We start from the raw sequence: 20,430 nt of genomic DNA on the forward strand, positions 1-20,430 counted from the left end.
AACGAAACGCAAAGGAGAGTGTGATGAGCGAGATATCTCAGCAAGAATTCCAGCGTCGTCGCCAGGCTTTACTGGCACAAATGCAGCCCGGCAGCGCCGCGCTGATTTTTGCCGCGCCTGAAGCGACGCGCAGCGCGGACAGTGAATACCCGTACCGCCAAAGCAGTGATTTCTGGTACTTCACCGGTTTTAACGAACCTGAAGCCATGCTGGTGCTGATTAAAAGCGATGACACTCATAACCATAGCGTTTTGTTCAATCGGGTTCGCGATCTGACGGCGGAGATCTGGTTTGGTCGCCGTCTGGGCCAGGATGCTGCCCCGGCAAAACTTGGCGTTGACAGGGCGCTGGCCTTCAGTGAAATCAACCAACAGCTGCACCTGTTGCTCAATGGCCTGGACGCGGTCTACCACGCACAGGGCGAATATGCCTGGGCCGACGAGATTGTGTGCACGGCACTGGATAAACTGCGTAAAGGCTCCAGACAAAATCTGCACGCACCTGCCGCGATTATCGACTGGCGTCCAATGGTGCATGAGATGCGCCTGTTCAAATCACCGGAAGAGATTGCGGTCATGCGTCGTGCCGGAGAAATCACCGCGCTGGCGCATACCCGTGCGATGGAAAAATGCCGTCCGGGAATGTTTGAATACCAGTTAGAAGGGGAGATTCACCACGAATTTACCCGCCATGGTGCGCGTTATCCGTCCTATAACACGATTGTCGGCAGCGGTGAAAACGGCTGTATCCTGCATTACACCGAAAATGAAAGTGAAATGCGCGATGGCGATTTGGTGCTGATCGACGCTGGCTGTGAATACAAAGGCTATGCGGGCGACATTACGCGTACCTTTCCGGTAAATGGTAAATTTACCCCAGCACAGCGTGAAATCTACGATATCGTGCTGGAATCCTTAGAGACCAGCCTGCGTCTGTATCGTCCCGGAACGTCCATTCAGGAAGTCACTGGCGAAGTGGTGCGCATCATTATTACGGGTCTGGTGAAACTCGGTATTTTGCACGGTGATGTCGATCAGTTGATTACCGAAAATGCACATCGCCCATTCTTTATGCATGGTCTAAGCCACTGGCTTGGGCTGGATGTGCACGACGTCGGCGTTTATGGTCAGGACCGCTCACGTATTCTTGAGCCGGGAATGGTGCTCACCGTCGAGCCGGGACTGTATATCGCGCCAGACGCCGATGTACCGCCGGCTTATCGTGGTATCGGCATTCGTATTGAGGATGACATTCTCATCACCGAGGACGGCAATGAAAACCTGACCGCCAGCGTAGTGAAGAAAGCGGATGACATTGAAGCCTTAATGGCTGCGGCGCGACTGCAATGAGCGTGATTATCGTTGGTGGTGGTATGGTTGGCGCGACGCTGGCGTTGGCCATTTCTCAGCTCAGCCATGGGACTCTGCCGGTTCATCTGATAGAAGCGAGCGAACCTGAAACTGACCGCCATCCCGGGTTTGATGCCAGGGCGATCGCTCTGGCGGCAGGAACCTGCCAACAGCTGGCGCGAATTGGCGTATGGCAGGCGATTGCCGATTGCGCAACGGCCATTAAAACGGTTCACGTCAGCGATCGCGGTCATGCCGGATTTGTGACGCTGGATGCGCAGGAATACCGTATTCCGGCTCTGGGCCAGGTGGTAGAACTGCACGACGTCGGGCTGCGTCTGTTTGCGCTGCTGCGCAAAGCACCGGGCGTCACATTGCACTGCCCCGATCGCGTAGCCAGCGTGTCGCGCACACAGGAGCGCGTAGAAGTTACGCTGGAAAATGGCGAAGTGATTGATGGTCGCCTGCTGGTGGCCGCCGACGGTACGCGCTCCGCACTGGCTACCGCCTGCGGTGTTGACTGGCTGCAACAGCCTTATGAGCAACTGGCGGTAATTGCCAATGTCACGACCTCTGTACCGCACGACGGGCGAGCGTTTGAACGCTTCACGCAATATGGTCCGCTGGCAATGCTGCCGATGTCTGACGGTCGCTGCTCGCTGGTGTGGTGCCATCCGCTGGAGCAGCGTGATGAGATTATGGCCTGGTCCGACGAACAGTTTTGCCGTGAACTACAAACCGCTTTTGGCTGGCGACTGGGACGTATTACCCAGGCCGGTAAACGCAGCGCCTATCCGCTTTCGTTAACTACAGCGCTGAAAGCGATTACCCATCGTACCGTGCTGGTAGGGAACGCCGCCCAGACGCTGCATCCCATTGCCGGGCAAGGTTTCAACCTGGGCTTGCGTGACGTAATGAGCCTGGCTGAGACGTTGACGCAGGCGGAAAACGGCGCGGAAGATGTGGGTGATTATGCGGTGCTGGCACGCTATCAGCAGCGCCGCGAAAGCGATCGTGATACGACGATTGGTGTGACCAATAATTTAGTGTATTTGTTTGCCAATCACTGGGCCCCGCTGGTTGTTGGGCGTAATGCCGGGCTGATGGCGATGGAATTATTCCCCCCTGCGCGCGATGCGCTGGCGGAGCGGACCCTGGGCTGGGTTGCGCGCTAAATATAACCTGTAGGCCGAATTAAGTAGGCCTGATAAGCGCAGCGCCATCAGGCAATGTCGCGGAATTGATGCCGGATGGCGGCTTTGCCTTATCCGGCCTACGGTTTTTGATTGTCCTATTTTCAGGAGCAAACAGTGCAAAGTGTTGATGTAGCAATTGTTGGTGGCGGCATGGTAGGACTGGCGGTTGCCTGCGGCTTACAGGGCAGCGGGTTGCGCGTTGCTGTATTAGAACAACATGTTCCGCAGCCGTTGGCGGCGGATGCACCTCCTCAGCTTCGTGTTTCGGCCATTAATGCCGCCAGCGAAAAACTGCTTACCCGTCTTGGCGTCTGGTCCGACATTGTTGCCCGTCGCGCTTGCTGCTACCACGGCATGGAAGTCTGGGACAAAGACAGCTTTGGACGTATTGCGTTTGATGACCAGAGCATGGGCTACAGCCATTTGGGGCACATTGTCGAAAACTCAGAGATTCATTATGCGCTGTGGCAAAAGGCGCAGCGTTCAGCGGATATTACGCTGATGGCACCTGCTGAATTACAGCAGGTGGCCTGGGGTGAGAACGAAGCATTTCTGACCCTGAAAGATGGCGCAATGCTGACGGCCCGCCTGGTCGTCGGTGCTGATGGTGCTAACTCCTGGCTGCGCAACAAAGCGGATATTCCGCTCACCTTCTGGGATTATCGTCATCATGCGCTGGTGGCGACTATCCGTACGCAGGAAGCGCACGGTGCGGTTGCGCGTCAGGCGTTTCACGGCGAGGGGATCCTGGCATTCCTGCCGCTCAGCGATCCACACCTGTGTTCTATCGTCTGGTCGCTCTCGCCGCAGGAAGCAGAACGTATGCAGCAGGCAAGCATTGACGAGTTTAATCAGGCGCTGAATATCGCTTTTGATAATCGTCTGGGGCTGTGCAGCCTTGAAAGCGAACGTCAGGCGTTTCCGCTGACGGGACGTTATGCCCGTCAGTTCGCCGCCCATCGTCTGGCGCTGGTGGGGGATGCGGCGCATACCATCCACCCGCTGGCGGGTCAGGGGGTTAACCTTGGCTTTATGGATGCGGCAGAGCTGATCGATGAACTTAAGCGGCTACAGCGTCAGGGTAAAGATATTGGGCAGTATCTCTATTTACGCCGCTACGAACGCAGCCGTAAGCACAGCGCAGCGCTGATGCTGGCAGGGATGCAGGGTTTCCGTGAACTGTTTGCAGGCGAGAATCCGGCGAAAAAACTGCTACGTGATATTGGGCTGAAGCTGGCCGATACCCTCCCGGGCGTAAAACCACAACTCATCCGTCAGGCGATGGGACTGAACGATCTTCCCGAGTGGTTACGTTAGTGTCCGTAAGGACAATCTTAAGAGTTTGAGACCCGTCACACTTTCCTCTCCCGGCCTGCGCGCCGGGGTGCTTCTCTCATTTGAAATAATCTAATTCCACGCCTTTTTTCGCATTAGTTTTTTTAATATCACGTTTTTTTCATAACGCCATTTTTGACATTTTTTCCACATTTAATGTGGATTGGTGCTGTAAGTTTGCGCTTATCTTTGTTTGTTATTCTGATTTCTTACTATATACATGGAGTTTTATTCTGTTGCCGATCTGGCTGTTTTTCGCCATAAGCTAATGTGATGGTTAATTTTGACTTATGGTTTAGCGTCTGTTTCGGTGGTAAGTTCAGGACAAAGAGAACGTTTGCGTCGTAGCCCCTGGAGCGGCTGCGGTGCTGGGTTTCGTGGCGAAAATTTCACCGCGAAAGAGTTGGTAGCCCCGCTTATTCAACGAGGAAAAGATGGCTCAACAGACTCCTTTGTACGAACAACACACGCTATGTGGCGCGCGCATGGTCGATTTCCATGGCTGGATGATGCCACTGCATTACGGTTCTCAGCTCGATGAACACCATGCTGTTCGCACCGATGCCGGAATGTTTGATGTGTCGCATATGACCATCGTCGACCTGCGCGGTAGCCGCACCCGGGAGTTCTTGCGTTATCTGCTGGCAAACGACGTCGCGAAGCTAACGAAGACGGGTAAAGCCCTCTACTCCGGTATGCTTAACGCTTCGGGCGGCGTGATAGATGACCTGATTGTCTACTACTTCACTGAAGACTTCTTCCGCCTCGTTGTTAACTCCGCCACCCGCGAAAAAGACCTCTCCTGGATTACCCAACACGCTGAACCTTACGCCATCGACATCACCGTTCGTGATGATCTGTCGCTGATTGCGGTACAGGGTCCAAACGCACAGGAAAAAGCAGCTACGTTGTTTACTGACGAGCAGCGTCAGGCGGTAGCAGGCATGAAGCCGTTCTTCGGCGTTCAGGCGGGCGACTTGTTTATCGCAACCACCGGTTATACCGGCGAAGCAGGTTATGAAATTGCCATGCCGAATGAAAAAGCGGCAGATTTCTGGCGTGCGCTGGTACAGGCTGGCGTTAAACCTTGCGGTCTCGGCGCGCGTGACACGTTGCGTCTGGAAGCGGGCATGAACCTGTACGGTCAGGAGATGGACGAAGGCATTTCTCCACTGGCGGCTAACATGGGCTGGACTATCGCATGGGAACCGGCTGACCGCGACTTTATCGGTCGTGAAGCGTTGGAAATGCAGCGTGAAAAAGGCCACGAACAACTGGTCGGGCTGGTGATGACCGAGAAAGGCGTGCTGCGTAATGAACTGCCGGTGCGCTTCACCGATGCTTCCGGCAACCAGCAGGAAGGCATTATCACCAGCGGGACATTCTCCCCAACTCTTGGTTACAGCATCGCGTTGGCGCGAGTCCCTGCGGGTATCGGTGAAACTGCGATCGTGCAGATCCGTAACCGCGAAATGCCGGTAAAAGTAACTAAACCTGTTTTTGTGCGTAACGGCAAAGCCGTCGCGTAATTCATCCTTTTTTGGAGATTGATTGATGAGCAACGTACCTGCAGAACTGAAATACAGCAAAGAACACGAATGGCTGCGCAAAGAAGCTGACGGCTCTTACACCGTTGGTATCACCGAACACGCTCAGGAGCTGTTAGGTGACATGGTTTTCGTTGACCTGCCAGAAGTTGGCGCAACTGTGAGCGCGGGCGATGATTGTGCCGTTGCGGAGTCCGTAAAAGCGGCATCCGATATCTATGCGCCAGTAGGTGGTGAGATTGTGGCGGTTAACGACGCGCTCAGCGACTCCCCGGAACTGGTCAACAGCGAGCCGTATGCGGGCGGCTGGATTTTCAAAATCAAAGCCAGCGATGAAAGCGAAATTGAATCGCTGCTGGATGCGACCGCATATGAAGCATTGTTAGAAGACGAGTAAATACGCTTTTGCCGGATGGCGCTGCGCTTATCCGGCCTACAAAGCATGCGTAGACCCGGTAAGCGCTAGCGCTGCCGGGCTCGTAGACAGAGACAATCACGATTCACTGCACGTTTCAGGAACCATCGCCCATGACACAGACGTTAAGCCAGCTTGAAAACAGCGGCGCTTTCATTGAACGCCACATCGGACCGGACGCCGCGCAGCAGCAAGAGATGCTGAATGCGGTTGGCGCCGAGTCGTTAAACGCGCTGATCGGCCAGATTGTGCCGAAAGACATTCAGCTCGCAACCCCGCCGCAGGTGGGCGAGGCGGCGACCGAATACGCTGCGCTGGCTGAATTAAAAGCCATCGCTGGGCGTAACAAGCGCTTCACGTCCTACATTGGCATGGGCTACACCGCCGTGCAGTTGCCACCGGTTATCCTGCGCAACATGCTGGAAAACCCGGGCTGGTACACTGCGTATACGCCGTATCAGCCAGAAGTTTCTCAGGGGCGCCTGGAAGCGCTGCTCAACTTCCAGCAGGTGACGCTGGATCTGACCGGTCTGGACATGGCCTCCGCCTCTCTGCTGGATGAAGCCACCGCGGCGGCTGAAGCGATGGCGATGGCAAAACGCGTCAGCAAACTGAAAAACGCCAACCGCTTCTTTGTGGCCGCTGATGTTCATCCGCAAACGCTGGATGTTGTGCGTACTCGTGCACAAACCTTTGGTTTTGACGTCATTGTCGATGACGCGGCGAAAGCACTGGATCACCAGGATGTGTTTGGCGTGCTGTTGCAGCAGGTTGGCACCACCGGTGAAGTGCATGACTACAGCAAACTGATTACCGAGCTGAAATCCCGTAAAGTTGTGGTCAGTGTCGCTGCCGACTTTATGGCGCTGGTACTGCTGACTGCTCCGGGCAAACAGGGCGCGGATATCGTTTTCGGTTCTGCACAACGCTTCGGCGTACCGATGGGTTACGGTGGCCCACACGCGGCATTCTTCGCCGCTAAAGACGAATTCAAACGCTCCATGCCAGGCCGTATTATCGGCGTCTCCAAAGATGCGGCGGGCAATACCGCACTGCGCATGGCGATGCAGACTCGTGAGCAGCATATCCGCCGCGAGAAAGCGAACTCCAACATTTGTACCTCGCAGGTCCTGCTGGCCAACATCGCCAGTCTGTATGCTGTTTATCATGGTCCGGTTGGCCTGAAACGCATTGCTAATCGCATCCACCGCCTGACTGATATCCTGGCAGCTGGTCTGCAACAGAAAGGATTGAAGCTGCGTCATGCACATTACTTCGACACCCTGTGCGTTGAAGTAGCCGATAAGGCCGCAGTGCTGGCGCGTGCCGAAGCGGCAGAAATCAACCTGCGTAGCGATATCCATAACGCGGTAGGTATTACGCTCGATGAAACCACCACCCGTGAAAACGTGGTGCAGTTGTTCAATGTTCTGCTGGGCGACAGTCACGCTCTTAACATCGATACGCTGGATAAAGAGGTGGCGCTCGACAGCCGTTCTATTCAGGAAAGCATGCTGCGTGACGATGCGATCCTCAGCCATCCGGTGTTCAACCGCTATCACAGTGAAACCGAGATGATGCGCTACATGCACTCACTGGAGCGTAAAGATCTGGCGCTGAATCAGGCAATGATCCCGCTGGGTTCCTGCACCATGAAGCTCAACGCCGCTGCCGAGATGATCCCTATCACCTGGCCTGAATTCGCTGAGCTGCATCCGTTCTGCCCGCCAGAGCAGGCTGAAGGTTATCACCAGATGATCGGCCAGCTTTCCGAGTGGCTGGTAAAACTGACCGGTTATGATGCCGTCTGCATGCAGCCGAACTCCGGCGCGCAGGGCGAGTATGCGGGTCTGCTGGCTATTCGTCATTATCACGAAAGCCGTAACGAAGGTCATCGCGATATCTGCTTGATCCCGGCTTCTGCCCACGGTACCAACCCGGCGTCTGCACAGATGGCGGGTATGCAGGTAGTGGTGGTCGCCTGTGATAAGAACGGCAACATCGACCTGGACGATCTGCGAGCAAAAGCAGAACAACATGCCGACAACCTTTCTTGCATCATGGTGACCTACCCATCCACCCACGGCGTTTATGAAGAAACGATCCGTGAAGTGTGCGACGTTGTGCACCAGTTCGGCGGCCAGGTTTACCTGGATGGCGCGAACATGAACGCTCAGGTTGGGATCACCACGCCGGGCTTTATTGGCGCAGATGTCTCGCACCTCAACCTGCATAAAACATTCTGCATTCCGCACGGCGGCGGCGGCCCAGGTATGGGACCGATCGGCGTGAAATCACATCTGGCGCCGTTTGTACCGGGCCACAGCGTAGTGCAGATTGAAGGGATGCTGACCCGTCAGGGCGCAGTTTCTGCGGCGCCGTTCGGTAGCGCATCCATTCTGCCAATCAGTTGGATGTACATCCGTATGATGGGCGCAGAAGGTCTGAAGCAGGCAAGCCAGGTGGCGATTCTTAACGCTAACTACATTGCCAGCCGTCTGAAAGATGCTTATCCGGTACTGTATACCGGTCGCGATGGTCGCGTGGCGCATGAATGTATTCTCGACATTCGTCCACTGAAAGAAGAGACCGGCATCAGCGAACTGGATATTGCCAAGCGTCTAATCGATTACGGTTTCCATGCGCCGACTATGTCATTCCCGGTCGCGGGTACCCTGATGGTTGAACCGACTGAATCTGAAAGCAAAGTGGAACTGGATCGCTTTATCAATGCGATGCTGGCAATCCGCTCTGAGATCGATCGCGTGAAAGCCGGTGAATGGTCACTGGAAGATAACCCGCTGGTTAACTCACCGCACACGCAAAACGAGCTGGTCGCGGAGTGGAATCACGGTTATAGCCGCGAAATCGCCGTCTTCCCGGCGGGTGTGGCGAACAAATACTGGCCAACCGTGAAACGCCTTGATGACGTTTACGGTGACCGTAACCTGTTCTGCTCCTGCGTACCGATGAGCGAATATCAGTAATCTGCTGATTCAACTATCTTTTAAAGGCGCTTCGGCGCCTTTATTTTTTGGGAGAAACGTTATGGCTATAGCATTGGTGACGGGCGGCAGTCGTGGCATTGGTCGAGCAACCGCGCTGCAACTGGCGCAAGAGGGTTACACGGTCGCCGTGAATTTTCATCACAATATTCGTGCGGCAACCGAGGTGGTGAACAACATCGTCGCTGCAGGCGGTAAAGCATTTGCTTTGCGTGCGGATATCAGTGATGAAAGCCAGGTGGTGGCAATGTTTGAGTCTATTGACCGTGAAGGCGAGCAACTGACTGCCCTGGTGAATAATGCCGGGATCTTGTTTGAGCAAAGCACGGTCGAAAACTTAACCGCCGAACGAATTAATCGCGTACTGGCAACCAACGTTACCGGCTATTTTCTGTGCTGTCGGGAAGCGGTAAAGCGCATGTCGTTCAAGCACGGCGGTCAGGGTGGATCGATTGTAAATGTCTCTTCGGCGGCATCGCGGCTTGGTGCGCCATTCGAATATGTTGATTACGCGGCCTCGAAAGGCGCTGTGGACACGCTCACCACCGGCCTGGCGCTGGAGGTTGCGGCGCAAGGGATCCGCGTAAACTGCGTGCGACCTGGTCTTATCTACACTGAAATGCACGCATCAGGCGGCGAGCCGGGAAGGGTCGATCGCGTGAAATCACTGTTGCCTATGCAGCGTGGCGGGCAGCCGGAAGAAGTCGCGCAGGCAATTACCTGGCTGTTGAGCGAGAAGGCATCTTACGTAACGGGCAGTTTTCTGGAACTGGCGGGCGGGAAGTAGGGACTTGATTGCCGGATAGCGCTGCGTTTATCCAGCCTACGGGAGTATAACCTGTAGGCTGGATAAGGCGTTTACGCCGCCATCCGGCAAAAATTACAGATTCTCGCCGTTGCTGGCAATCACCTCTTTGTACCAGTCAAAACTCTTCTTTCGTGAACGCGACATATCGCCGGTGCCGTCGTCATGTTTGTTCACGTAGATAAAGCCGTAACGTTTGCTGTACTGACCGGTGGTAAACGATACGCAGTCGATGCAGCCCCATGGCGTGTAGCCCATCAGGTCTACGCCATCATAGGTCACCGCTTTCATCATTTCTTCGATGTGGGCGCGCAGATAGTCGATGCGATAGTCGTCGTTGATGCTGCCGTCTTCTTCTACTTTGTCATAAGCGCCAAACCCGTTTTCAACGATAAACAGCGGCTTCTGGTAGCGTTCATACAGCTCACATAAGGCATAGCGTAGACCGACGGGGTCAATCTGCCAGCCCCAGTCGGAGGCTTTTACGTGCGGGTTCGGTACGCTGCCCTCAAAACCAGAAATGGCATCGCCGCTGCCGCCTTCCGCTTTTACCGCGTTGGTCATGTAGTAACTGAATCCGAGATAGTCACAGGTGCCTTCACGCAGGATTTGCTCATCGCCGGCTTCTATTTGGATGTTGAATTCGCGGCGTTCCCACTCGTTCAGTACATATGATGGATAGTAGCCGCGCAGCTGAACGTCAGTGAAAACGTAGCGCTCACGCATCGATTCCTGCGCGAACATCACATCTTCAGGCTTACAGGAGAACGGGTACAGTGGCACCATCGCCAGCATGCAGCCGACTTTCATTTCCGGGTTGATGCGACGTGCCGCCTTTACCGCCAGCGCGCTGGCCACGAACTGGTGGTGCAGCACCTGGTACATAGTCTCTTCCGGGTTTTTATGCTCGGTATACACCACGCCGGAGCAGCAATAACCAAACAGCGGTGCGCGCCAGTTACGCTGGTTGTTGATCTCATTGAAGGTCATCCAGTATTTGACCTTGTGCTTATAGCGCTCAAAAACGACTTCAGCAAAACGGACAAAGAAATCGACGACTTTACGATTGGTCCAGCTACCGTACTGTTGAACCAGGTGCAGCGGCATTTCAAAGTGGGAAAGGGTGATGACTGGTTCAATGTTGTACTTCAGCAGTTCATCGAACATGTCGTCGTAGAACTTTAGCCCTTCTTCATTCGGTTGGGTTTCGTCCCCTTTGGGGAAGATACGGGTCCAGGCGATGGAGGTACGGAAGCATTTGAATCCCATCTCGGCAAACAGCTTGATGTCTTCTTTGTAATGACTGTAAAAATCGACAGCTTCGTGGTTGGGGTAGTACTTACCGGACTCAACTTCCTGAGTGATTTCTCGCGGAACGCCGTGTGCCCCTCCGGTCAGTACGTCGCAAATGCTGGGGCCTTTGCCACCTTTGTTCCAGCCGCCTTCAACCTGGTGCGCCGCAACCGCGCCGCCCCATAAAAAATCGTTTGGTAAGGTAAGTTTTTTCATCTGCGCTCAGTCTCAAATTAATACAATCTGATTTTGAGTCTAACAAAGGAAAGATAAATGTCACGATATAACAAAATAGCGTAAATGTGATTTGTTACATCAAAAAAACAGATTGTTTTTTTACGCTATTCTTTTCGCCAGCTTGCGACCGAGTGATTCCAGAATATAAATAACGGGGATCTGCGTGGTTATATCGTATACCCCGGCAATACGTGTTTGTGGAACATGCCAGGAGAGGTTAAAGTCGGCGAGTTTCGCCAGGCGAGAGTGTTCATGGCTGGTGACCGACAGAACCTTACAGTTGTGCAGACTGAACTGGCTGGCAAAGCGCAGGATCTCTTCTGTTTCACCAGATACGGAAAGCACGATCGCCAGCGCGTTTCTGGCCATGTCGTTAGTGACCGGGAAATAAGGATCGTCAATGTGATTACTGAATTTACCGACGTTTGAGAAAAAACGTGCGCCATATTTTGCCAACGCTCCAGACGTTCCTGCTCCGACGAATATAATACGTTCGGACGATAATATAATATCAACAGCCTGATCGAGCAGTTTATCGAACTCGTCGTTATTGACGCCTTTAAAGAAACTGATAATTTCGCTGGCACCGAAATTAGCCTGTTGCGGTTCATTCTGCTCTAAATATAATTTGAAGCGCACGCGAAATTCTGAGTAACCTTCACATTTAAGCTTGCGGCAAAAGCGCAGTACGGTGGTAGTAGAAACACCCACGGCATCGGCCAGCTCGCGAATGGTCATGTACATGACTTTGTCACGGTTTTTGATGACATAGTTGTAGACCAGCATCTCAAGATTGTTGAGACTGGCGATGGCAGCGTGGGAGAACATACTCACAATGGCAAAACTCACTCATCAGACTTCATCTACAGGGAATAATAACATGCAGCCAAATGACATCACTTTTTTTCAGCGTTTCCAGGATGACATTCTGGCCGGACGCAAGACCATCACCATTCGTGACGAGTCCGAATCACACTTCAAAGCCGGGGACATTTTACGGGTTGGGCGCTTCGAAGATGACGGTTACTTCTGCACGATTGAGGTTGTTGGCACCTCAACCGTCACGCTGGATACGCTAACGGATAAACATGCCCAGCAGGAAAACATGACGCTTGAAGAACTTAAACATGTGATTGCCGAGATTTACCCGAATCAGACGCAATTTTATGTGATTGATTTTAAATGCCTTTGATTTAAAGAAACATCTGTTAGTTGAAAAATCACTTACAACACAATGATTTTAAAGGATTAATATTAATGTGATATTTATTTTAGCTAACAGGTGTTCACTGGAACCATTCTCAGTTACGCTAGAGGCGCAATAACGAAAGTGTTCGTTTCTGGGGAGTAACTTATGGTTCAGAAGCCATTAATCGCGCAGGGATATTCGTTGGCAGAGGAAATAGCCAATAGCATCAGTCACGGTATCGGGCTGGTGTTTGGGATTGTCGGACTGGTGTTATTACTGGTCCAGGCAGTAGATACCAACGCCAGCGCTATGGCCATTACCAGCTATAGCCTGTACGGCGGCAGCATGATCCTGCTGTTCCTCGCCTCAACCTTGTATCACGCGATCCCCCATCAGAGAGCGAAAGTCTGGCTGAAAAAATTTGACCACTGTGCGATTTATCTGCTGATTGCCGGGACCTACACGCCATTTCTGCTGGTGGGGCTTGATTCGCCGCTGGCACGTGGACTGATGATTGTTATCTGGAGCCTGGCGCTGATCGGTATTTTATTCAAACTGACCATTGCGCACCGATTTAAGGTTCTGTCGCTGGTAACCTACCTGACAATGGGCTGGCTATCGCTGATTGTGGTGTATCAACTGGCGGTTAAGTTGGCAGCGGGAGGCGTGACGTTGCTGGCTGTTGGCGGTGTGGTGTATTCCCTGGGCGTAATTTTCTACGTCTGTAAGCGTATTCCTTATAACCATGCGATCTGGCACGGCTTTGTGCTGGGCGGCAGCGTTTGCCACTTCCTGGCGATCTATCTGTACGTTGGTCAGGCGTAATCACTGACGCCGGATGGAGGCTAGCGCCTTATCCGGCCTACAAAACAAAAGCCAGCATGCCTGATAGACGCATCGCAATCAGGCATTATTCATTTACTCTTCCAGCGAATACGGCAGCGGTACGATTTGCAGAGTTTTTGCGTCGTCACGAACGCGGAACACGCTGTCGGCCTCCATGTCGTTATTCATCACAACTTGCACCAGTACCTGACCATCGGCCAGTTTTACTGCGGCAAGTACGGTACCGGTACGACGCCAGTTCTCGCCCATTTTTAATTCAAGGTCTTCGCCAGCTTCCGGTACTCGACCGGCGGCACCCGCCAAAGTCCACATGGCGCGTTTATTGGCTCCGCGGAATTTTGCACGAGCAACCATTTCCTGACCGGTGTAGCAGCCTTTTTTAAAGCTGATCCCGCCCAAAGCCTGCAGATTGGTAGCCTGTGGAATAAACTGTGCACTGTTGGCTGTATCAATAACGGGGATACCCGCTTCGATATCCAGCGCCAGCCACTGCTGGCTGTTATTTAACTCTGCTTCGCCACGCAGCTTTTCAACCAAGGTTTCTGCTGTGGTGGCATCAACGATCAGCAGAAAACGTTCAGCAGGGTGTTCGAACCACAATACCGTGGAGGCACCTTCGGTAATGACCTGCTTATCACTGTTCGGTAATTCGCTAAAGAGATTGGCCAGCGCTGCACGTGCCTGGAATCCCGCTACGCCCAGCAGGACACGCTCGTCATCCGGGGCAATCGCCACCTTCGAGAAGACCGCGTATTTTTTCAGCTCAGTGAGCTGCGCATCACGCAGGCTACGGCGCTCAAGCCATGCAAAACCGTCACCCTGTCGGAACAGACGCAGGTTGCTCCACATTTTACCTTTGGCGTCACAATGTGCAGCTAACAGGTGCTGATGCTCGGTCATCTGGCTGACATCCGCCGTGACCTGACCCTGAATATACTTCTCACTGTCGACACCGGTGATGGTGGCGAGCGCCCAGTCATCGAGCGTCATTAGCGTCAGAGGCAAACGCGTTGACGCGAAAGGCTGGCGAGGAGGAAAAGATGTAAAAGCCATAATAATGTCCTGATTTGCTTAACGCAGTGATAATGACTAATGGTAAAAGAGCTATGGCCCATTGCAAGCGGTTTAAACAGGCTATTTGTGCCATATATTGCGCTTTGCGAGGAAACATCAAAAAATGGTGAATCCTTTGGCTTAATAAGGTTTTATTTAGCGAGCGAGCTTCAGTTTACTGATATTCCCGTAAAAGAGCGGGAAAAACACGTTACAATAGCGGGATACTTCGTTTTCGCGAGACAGGGAGAAGAACATGGATATTAACAACAAAGCACGTATTCATTGGGCATGCCGCCGCGGTATGCGCGAGCTGGACATCTCGATCATGCCGTTTTTCGAACATGAATATGACAGCTTAAGTGACGAAGAAAAACGTATCTTTATCCGTCTGCTAGAATGTGATGATCCAGATTTATTTAACTGGTTGATGAATCATGGGAAACCAGCTGATGCTGAGCTGGAGCAGATGGTGCGACTTATCCAGACACGGAATCGGGAACGTGGTCCAGTGGCAATCTGATTTACGCGTATCATGGCGCGCGCAGTGGCTTTCACTGCTAATTCATGGGCTGGTCGCGGTGTTTATTTTATTGATGCCCTGGCCATTGAGCTACACCCCATTATGGCTGGTTTTGCTCTCTCTGGTGGTATTCGATAGCGTTCGCAGTCAGCGTCGAATCAACGCCTGTCAGGGTGAGATTAGGCTGTTGATGGATGGCCGTCTGCGCTGGCAAGGGCAAGAGTGGTCTATCGTTAGCGCCCCTTGGATGGTTAAAACAGGCATGATGCTGCGTTTGCGCTCTGATGCCGGAAAACGTCAACATTTGTGGCTGGCGGCAGACAGTATGGATGATGCAGAGTGGCGGGATTTACGGCGGTTGATGCTGCAAAAGGCGAAGCAGAAGTAGTACTGACGGTAAGGTTGCGACCTTAGCCGTCAGTCGGCAGAAATTCAGGACCAGTGCTCGGCCATTTCGCCAAGAATTTGCTCGCACCAGGCCTGAATGCGTTCATCGCTGAGATCGTACTGGTTCGTTTCATCCAGCGCCAAACCAACAAACAGCTGCCCATCGGCAATGACGGGTTTATCGCTGGTGAATTCGTAGCCTTCGGTGGGCCAGTAGCCGACAAACTTTACACCTTTGGTGATCAGTTTATCGTGCAACATACCCAGCGCATCCAGGAACCATTCACCGTATCCCAACTGATCGCCCATACCGTAAAGCGCGACAATCTTTCCTTCCAGGTTGAGGTCGTCCAGTTGCTCCCAGACCGCTTCCCAGTCCTCCTGAATTTCACCGAAATCCCAGGTTGGGATGCCCAAAATGAGCACGTCATACTGCTCCATTAGGGTCGGGGAATCGTCTTTGAGGTTGTGCAGTGTCACCAGTTCGGGACCCAGGATATCGCGGATTTTTTCTGCTGCCATTTCGGTGTAGCAGGTGCTGGAACCGTAAAAAAGACCCATGTTCATGACGTAAACATCTCAATTCTGCTGTAGCGTTGCGGGTAGTGTAACAGAATCGCCGCAATCCCGGCACAATGAGGCATAATGCATCAAAAATGAGAGTGGAATAAGGGGCGCGAGTGGAACAGGATCTGGCGCGCATCGAGCAGTTTCTTGATGCCCTGTGGCTGGAACGAAATCTGGCGGAAAACACATTAAGTGCGTATCGTCGCGATCTGACCATGCTTGTGGAATGGTTACATCACCGCGGCGCTTCGCTTGCGACCGCGCAAAGTGATGATCTGCAAGCCTTGCTGGCTGAGCGGATGGATGGAGGGTATAAAGCCACCAGTTCTGCACGTTTGCTCAGTGCGACGCGACGTTTTTTTCAGCATCTGTACCGCGAAAAATATCGCGAAGATGACCCCAGCGCCTCGCTTGCATCACCTAAACTTCCGCAGCGTCTGCCCAAAGATCTCAGCGAAGCGCAGGTAGAACGACTGCTGCAGGCGCCGCTTATCGATCAACCGCTGGAGCTACGCGACAAAGCCATGTTGGAAGTGTTGTATGCAACGGGTCTGCGCGTGTCTGAACTGGTAGGACTGACGATGAGTGACGTCAGCCTGCGTCAGGGCGTGGTACGGGTGATCGGTAAAGGTAACAAAGAGCGCCTTGTCCCGTTGGGAGAGGAGGCAGTGTACTGGCTGGAAACATACCTGGAGCATGGGCGTCCATGGTTGCTCAACGGCGTATCGATTGATGTGCTGTTTCCTAGTCAGCGGGCGCAACAGATGACCCGTCAGACCTTCTGGCATCGTATCAAACACTATGCTGTGTTGGCGGGAATCGACAGCGAAAAGCTGTCACCGCACGTCCTGCGGCACGCATTTGCCACGCATCTGCTCAACCATGGCGCAGATCTGCGCGTGGTGCAGATGCTACTGGGGCATAGCGATCTCTCGACGACGCAAATTTATACTCATGTCGCAACGGAGCGCTTGCGGCAACTACATCAACAGCATCACCCGCGAGCGTGAGTGCTGACAGGATAGGATAGGCTATGAAAAAACGTTTTATGATGTTCACCCTGCTGGCGACGGCGTTTTCCGGCATGGTACATGCAGACGACGCTGCAATTCGCCAGTCATTAGCAAAGCTGGGTGTGCAGAGCACCGAGATTCAACCTGCTCCGGTTGTGGGCATGAAAACCGTACTGACCAATAGCGGCGTGCTGTACGTAACTGAAGACGGTAAACATATTATTCAGGGACCGATGTATGACGTGAGCGGCGCAAGTCCGGTGAACGTCACCAACCAACTGCTGATGAAGCATCTGAACGCGCTGGAAAAAGAGATGATCATCTACAAAGCGCCGCAGGAAAAACACGTCATTACTGTTTTCACCGACATCACTTGTGGTTACTGCCACAAGCTGCATGAAGAGATGAAAGATTACAATGCGTTGGGGATCACCGTACGTTATCTGGCCTTCCCACGTCAGGGGCTGGACAGCCAGGCTGAGCAGGACATGAAGTCTATCTGGTGTGCTAAGGACAAAAACAAAGCCTTTGACGACGCGATGACTGGCAAGGGTGTAAAAGCGGCGACCTGTGATGTGGATATCGCTAACCACTATGCGCTGGGCGTACAGTTTGGCGTCAGCGGTACACCGGCGATTGTGCTGAGCAATGGCTATGTCGTACCTGGTTATCAGGGCCCGAAAGAGATGAAAGAATTCCTCGACGCACATGCAAAACAAACCAGCGGTAAATAATTCGCGTGAAACAACAGATACAACTTCGTCGGCGTGAGGCCGACGAGACCGCCGAGCTACCTGCCGACTTGCCGCCACTGCTGCGCCGTTTATACGCCAGCCGTGGTGTACGTAGCGCGCAGGAGCTTGAGCGTAGCGTGAAAGGCATGCTGCCGTGGCAACATTTGAACGGCGTCGAAAAAGCGGTTGAGATCCTCTACAACGCCTTTCGCGAAGGAACCCGAATCATCGTTGTCGGCGATTTTGACGCTGATGGTGCGACCAGCACGGCGCTAAGCATCCTGGCGATGCGTGCGTTGGGCTGCAGTAACGTTGACTACCTGGTGCCAAATCGTTTTGAAGACGGTTATGGTTTAAGCCCGGAAGTCGTTGATCAGGCCCATGCCCGGGGCGCTCAGCTGATTGTCACCGTAGACAACGGCATCTCGTCTCACGCGGGTGTCGAACATGCCAGAACGTTGGGGATCCCGGTCGTTGTGACCGATCACCACCTGCCAGGGGATACGCTGCCGGGCGCAGAGGCAATCATCAATCCTAATCTGCCCGACTGTGAGTTCCCGTCGAAATCGCTGGCAGGCGTTGGTGTAGCCTTCTATCTGATGCTGGCGCTGCGTACTTTCCTGCGTGACAAAGGCTGGTTTGATGAACGGGGCATTGCACCGCCGAACCTGGCGGATTTGCTCGATCTGGTCGCACTTGGCACGGTGGCGGACGTGGTCCCGCTGGATGCCAATAACCGTATTCTGACGTGGCAAGGCTTAAGCCGCATTCGTGCCGGAAAGTGCCGCCCTGGTATTAAAGCGCTGCTGGAGATTTCCAATCGCGACCCCCTAAAGCTGGCAGCCAGTGATTTAGGTTTTGCCCTCGGGCCACGGCTGAATGCGGCGGGCCGTCTGGACGATATGTCCGTTGGTGTGGCGCTGTTGCTGTGCGACAACATTGGCGAAGCGCGTGTGCTGGCCAATGAGCTGGATGCGCTCAACCAGACGCGCAAAGAGATCGAGCAGGGTATGCAGGCCGAAGCACTGACCTTGTGTGAAAAGCTGGAACGCAGTAGCGATACGCTACCGGGCGGCCTGGCAATGTATCATCCCGAGTGGCATCAGGGCGTTGTGGGGATTCTGGCATCGCGTATTAAAGAGCGATTCCATCGCCCAGTAATAGCGTTTGCCCCGGCAGGTGACGGTACTCTCAAAGGATCCGGGCGTTCGATTCAGGGGCTGCACATGCGCGATGCGCTGGAGCGCCTGGACACCCTTTATCCGGGCATGATCCTCAAGTTTGGCGGTCACGCCATGGCGGCGGGTTTATCGCTTGAAGAGGCGCAGTTTGAGCGTTTCCAGCAGCGTTTTGGCGAGCTGGTAACCGAGTGGCTGGATCCTGCCTTACTGCAAGGTGAAGTGGTGTCGGATGGCCCACTGAGCGCGGCGGAGATGACCATGGAGATCGCACAAATGCTGCGCGATGCCGGACCGTGGGGGCAAATGTTCCCGGAACCGCTGTTTGACGGGCATTTCCGTTTGCTCCAGCAGCGTCTGGTCGGTGAGCGTCATCTGAAGGTGATGGTCGAGCCCGTGGGCGGTGGTCCGCTGCTGGACGGTATTGCGTTTAATGTCGATACCACCTGCTGGCCGGACAACGGCGTGCGCGAAGTTCAGCTTGCCTACAAACTGGATATTAACGAGTTTCGCGGCAACCGCAGCTTGCAGATTATAATCGACAATATCTGGCCACTTTAGCGTCACTAATCGCTATAAAAAAGGGCGTGGATTAGTTACAATCCCGCTCTTATCACCGCATTTTGACTAGTCCAATAAAAGAAATCAGACAATGTTTGAAATTAATCCGGTAAATAACCGCATTCAGGACCTCACGGAGCGCTCTGACGTTCTTAGGGGGTATCTTTGACTATGATGCCAAGAAAGAGCGTCTGGAAGAAGTAAACGCCGAGCTGGAACAGCCGGACGTGTGGAACGAACCCGAACGCGCTCAGGCGCTGGGCAAAGAGCGTTCCTCCCTTGAGGCCATCGTTGATACGCTCGATCAGATGAGCCAGGGCCTGGAAGATGTCTCCGGCCTGCTGGAACTGGCTGTAGAGGCCGACGACGAAGAAACCTTTAACGAAGCCGTAGCAGAACTCGATACGCTGGAAGATAAGCTGGCCCAGCTGGAATTCCGTCGTATGTTCTCCGGTGAATATGACAGCGCGGATTGCTATCTCGATATTCAGGCAGGTTCTGGCGGTACGGAAGCGCAGGACTGGGCAAGCATGCTGATGCGCATGTATCTGCGTTGGGCTGAAGCGCGCGGCTTTAAGACTGAAATCATTGAAGAGTCTGAAGGTGAAGTCGCGGGTATTAAATCCGTGACCATCAGAATTGCTGGTGAATATGCTTACGGTTGGCTGCGTACTGAAACCGGCGTACACCGTCTGGTACGTAAGAGTCCGTTCGACTCCGGCGGACGTCGCCATACGTCGTTCAGTTCGGCGTTTGTTTATCCGGAAGTTGACGATGATATTGATATCGATATCAACCCGGCGGACCTGCGTATCGACGTTTACCGTGCCTCCGGTGCAGGCGGTCAGCACGTTAACCGTACGGAATCTGCGGTGCGTATTACCCACATCCCGACCGGGATTGTGACGCAGTGTCAGAACGACCGTTCCCAGCACAAGAACAAAGACCAGGCCATGAAGCAGATGAAAGCGAAGCTTTATGAACTGGAAATGCAGAAGAAGAATGCCGAGAAACAGGCGATGGAAGACACCAAGTCAGATATCGGCTGGGGTAGCCAGATTCGTTCTTATGTCCTTGATGACTCCCGCATCAAAGATCTGCGTACCGGGGTTGAAACCCGTAACACGCAGGCGGTGCTGGATGGCAGCCTGGATCAATTTATCGAAGCAAGTTTGAAAGCAGGGTTATGAGGAACCA

19 protein-coding genes are annotated in these 20,430 nt (G+C 53.5%); 15 read left to right on the forward strand and 4 right to left on the reverse strand.

The genetic code is table 11. The annotated features are described in order from the left end of the window. The first annotated feature begins 23 nt into the window (after window positions 1-23). The 7 genes from pepP to SK33_RS04305 all read left to right on the forward strand — a co-directional run bounded on the left by pepP (window position 24) and on the right by SK33_RS04305 (window position 9,634). On the forward strand, window positions 24-1,349 hold the full coding sequence (gene pepP / locus SK33_RS04275) for a Xaa-Pro aminopeptidase (protein WP_048218555.1): 1,326 nt from the start codon (window positions 24-26) through the stop codon (window positions 1,347-1,349). Then, a complete protein-coding gene (ubiH, locus tag SK33_RS04280; RefSeq protein WP_003838251.1) occupies window positions 1,346-2,524 on the forward strand; it encodes a 2-octaprenyl-6-methoxyphenyl hydroxylase in 1,179 nt (392 codons plus the stop codon). The genes pepP and ubiH overlap by 4 nt, the downstream gene beginning before the upstream one ends. 135 nt (window positions 2,525-2,659) lie before the next feature. Beyond that, window positions 2,660-3,862 carry an FAD-dependent 2-octaprenylphenol hydroxylase gene (gene ubiI, locus SK33_RS04285; RefSeq protein ID WP_003026970.1) on the forward strand — a complete coding sequence of 401 codons (1,203 nt, stop codon included), beginning with the start codon at window positions 2,660-2,662 and terminating at the stop codon, window positions 3,860-3,862. Between the two features lie 452 nt (window positions 3,863-4,314). Further along, window positions 4,315-5,409: a glycine cleavage system aminomethyltransferase GcvT gene (gcvT, locus tag SK33_RS04290; protein WP_003026967.1), complete on the forward strand. Its 1,095-nt coding sequence runs from the start codon at window positions 4,315-4,317 to the stop codon at window positions 5,407-5,409. Between the two features lie 25 nt (window positions 5,410-5,434). Continuing rightward, window positions 5,435-5,824: a glycine cleavage system protein GcvH gene (gcvH, locus tag SK33_RS04295; protein ID WP_003026965.1), complete on the forward strand. Its 390-nt coding sequence runs from the start codon at window positions 5,435-5,437 to the stop codon at window positions 5,822-5,824. A 131-nt stretch (window positions 5,825-5,955) separates the two neighbouring features. Further along, on the forward strand, window positions 5,956-8,829 hold the full coding sequence (gcvP, locus tag SK33_RS04300; RefSeq protein WP_048218553.1) for an aminomethyl-transferring glycine dehydrogenase: 2,874 nt from the start codon (window positions 5,956-5,958) through the stop codon (window positions 8,827-8,829). A gap of 61 nt (window positions 8,830-8,890) precedes the next feature. Further along, window positions 8,891-9,634: an SDR family oxidoreductase gene (locus SK33_RS04305; RefSeq protein WP_032937431.1), complete on the forward strand. Its 744-nt coding sequence runs from the start codon at window positions 8,891-8,893 to the stop codon at window positions 9,632-9,634. Between the two features lie 93 nt (window positions 9,635-9,727). On the opposite strand, the gene bglA is transcribed toward SK33_RS04305, so the two are convergent. Then, window positions 9,728-11,161 carry a 6-phospho-beta-glucosidase BglA gene (bglA, locus tag SK33_RS04310; protein ID WP_048218552.1) on the reverse strand — a complete coding sequence of 478 codons (1,434 nt, stop codon included), beginning with the start codon at window positions 11,159-11,161 and terminating at the stop codon, window positions 9,728-9,730. Between the two features lie 120 nt (window positions 11,162-11,281). Then, on the reverse strand, window positions 11,282-12,010 hold the full coding sequence (locus SK33_RS04315; protein ID WP_003838265.1) for a MurR/RpiR family transcriptional regulator: 729 nt from the start codon (window positions 12,008-12,010) through the stop codon (window positions 11,282-11,284). A gap of 52 nt (window positions 12,011-12,062) precedes the next feature. Between SK33_RS04315 and yqfB the strand changes: the two genes are divergently transcribed. Both yqfB and trhA read left to right on the forward strand, forming a co-directional pair. Beyond that, window positions 12,063-12,374, forward strand: coding sequence for a N(4)-acetylcytidine aminohydrolase (gene yqfB / locus SK33_RS04320; RefSeq protein ID WP_003026949.1), 312 nt, complete (start codon window positions 12,063-12,065; stop codon window positions 12,372-12,374). 162 nt (window positions 12,375-12,536) lie between these two features. Continuing rightward, a complete protein-coding gene (trhA, locus tag SK33_RS04325) occupies window positions 12,537-13,196 on the forward strand; it encodes a PAQR family membrane homeostasis protein TrhA (protein WP_003026947.1) in 660 nt (219 codons plus the stop codon). Between the two features lie 93 nt (window positions 13,197-13,289). Here trhA and ygfZ read toward each other — a convergent pair whose 3' ends face one another. Next, entirely contained in the window at window positions 13,290-14,270 is a 981-nt protein-coding gene (gene ygfZ, locus SK33_RS04330) for a tRNA-modifying protein YgfZ (RefSeq protein ID WP_003026944.1), read from the reverse strand. Between the two features lie 256 nt (window positions 14,271-14,526). Here ygfZ and sdhE point away from each other — a divergent pair, with 256 nt between their 5' ends. Both sdhE and SK33_RS04340 read left to right on the forward strand, forming a co-directional pair. Then, window positions 14,527-14,793 (forward strand): FAD assembly factor SdhE, encoded by a 267-nt coding sequence (sdhE, locus tag SK33_RS04335; protein WP_003026938.1) that lies wholly within the window; start codon window positions 14,527-14,529, stop codon window positions 14,791-14,793. After that, on the forward strand, window positions 14,774-15,181 hold the full coding sequence (locus SK33_RS04340) for a protein YgfX (protein WP_003026936.1): 408 nt from the start codon (window positions 14,774-14,776) through the stop codon (window positions 15,179-15,181). The genes sdhE and SK33_RS04340 overlap by 20 nt, the downstream gene beginning before the upstream one ends. Window positions 15,182-15,225: 44 nt before the next feature. On the opposite strand, the gene fldB is transcribed toward SK33_RS04340, so the two are convergent. Beyond that, window positions 15,226-15,747: a flavodoxin FldB gene (gene fldB, locus SK33_RS04345; protein ID WP_003026933.1), complete on the reverse strand. Its 522-nt coding sequence runs from the start codon at window positions 15,745-15,747 to the stop codon at window positions 15,226-15,228. Window positions 15,748-15,860: 113 nt separating this feature from the next. Here fldB and xerD point away from each other — a divergent pair, with 113 nt between their 5' ends. The 4 genes from xerD to prfB all read left to right on the forward strand — a co-directional run bounded on the left by xerD (window position 15,861) and on the right by prfB (window position 20,423). Then, entirely contained in the window at window positions 15,861-16,757 is an 897-nt protein-coding gene (xerD, locus tag SK33_RS04350) for a site-specific tyrosine recombinase XerD (RefSeq protein WP_003026928.1), read from the forward strand. A 23-nt stretch (window positions 16,758-16,780) separates the two neighbouring features. Beyond that, the gene (gene dsbC, locus SK33_RS04355) at window positions 16,781-17,494 is read left to right on the forward strand and encodes a bifunctional protein-disulfide isomerase/oxidoreductase DsbC (RefSeq protein WP_003026923.1); all 714 of its coding nucleotides are present in this window, start codon (window positions 16,781-16,783) and stop codon (window positions 17,492-17,494) included. A 5-nt stretch (window positions 17,495-17,499) separates the two neighbouring features. Then, the gene (gene recJ, locus SK33_RS04360) at window positions 17,500-19,233 is read left to right on the forward strand and encodes a single-stranded-DNA-specific exonuclease RecJ (RefSeq protein WP_016150943.1); all 1,734 of its coding nucleotides are present in this window, start codon (window positions 17,500-17,502) and stop codon (window positions 19,231-19,233) included. 91 nt (window positions 19,234-19,324) lie between these two features. Further along, window positions 19,325-20,423, forward strand: a protein-coding gene (prfB, locus tag SK33_RS04365) for a peptide chain release factor 2 (protein WP_096878465.1) whose coding sequence is annotated in 2 segments (ribosomal slippage) — window positions 19,325-19,399 and window positions 19,401-20,423 — 1,098 coding nt in all. Because the reading frame shifts where the segments join, the coding sequence is not laid out codon by codon here. The last annotated feature ends 7 nt before the right edge of the window (window positions 20,424-20,430 follow it).

Origin of the sequence: Citrobacter sp. MGH103 (assembly GCF_001034475.2) — a bacterium.
GTDB classification, from domain to species: Bacteria; Pseudomonadota; Gammaproteobacteria; order Enterobacterales; family Enterobacteriaceae; genus Citrobacter; species Citrobacter freundii.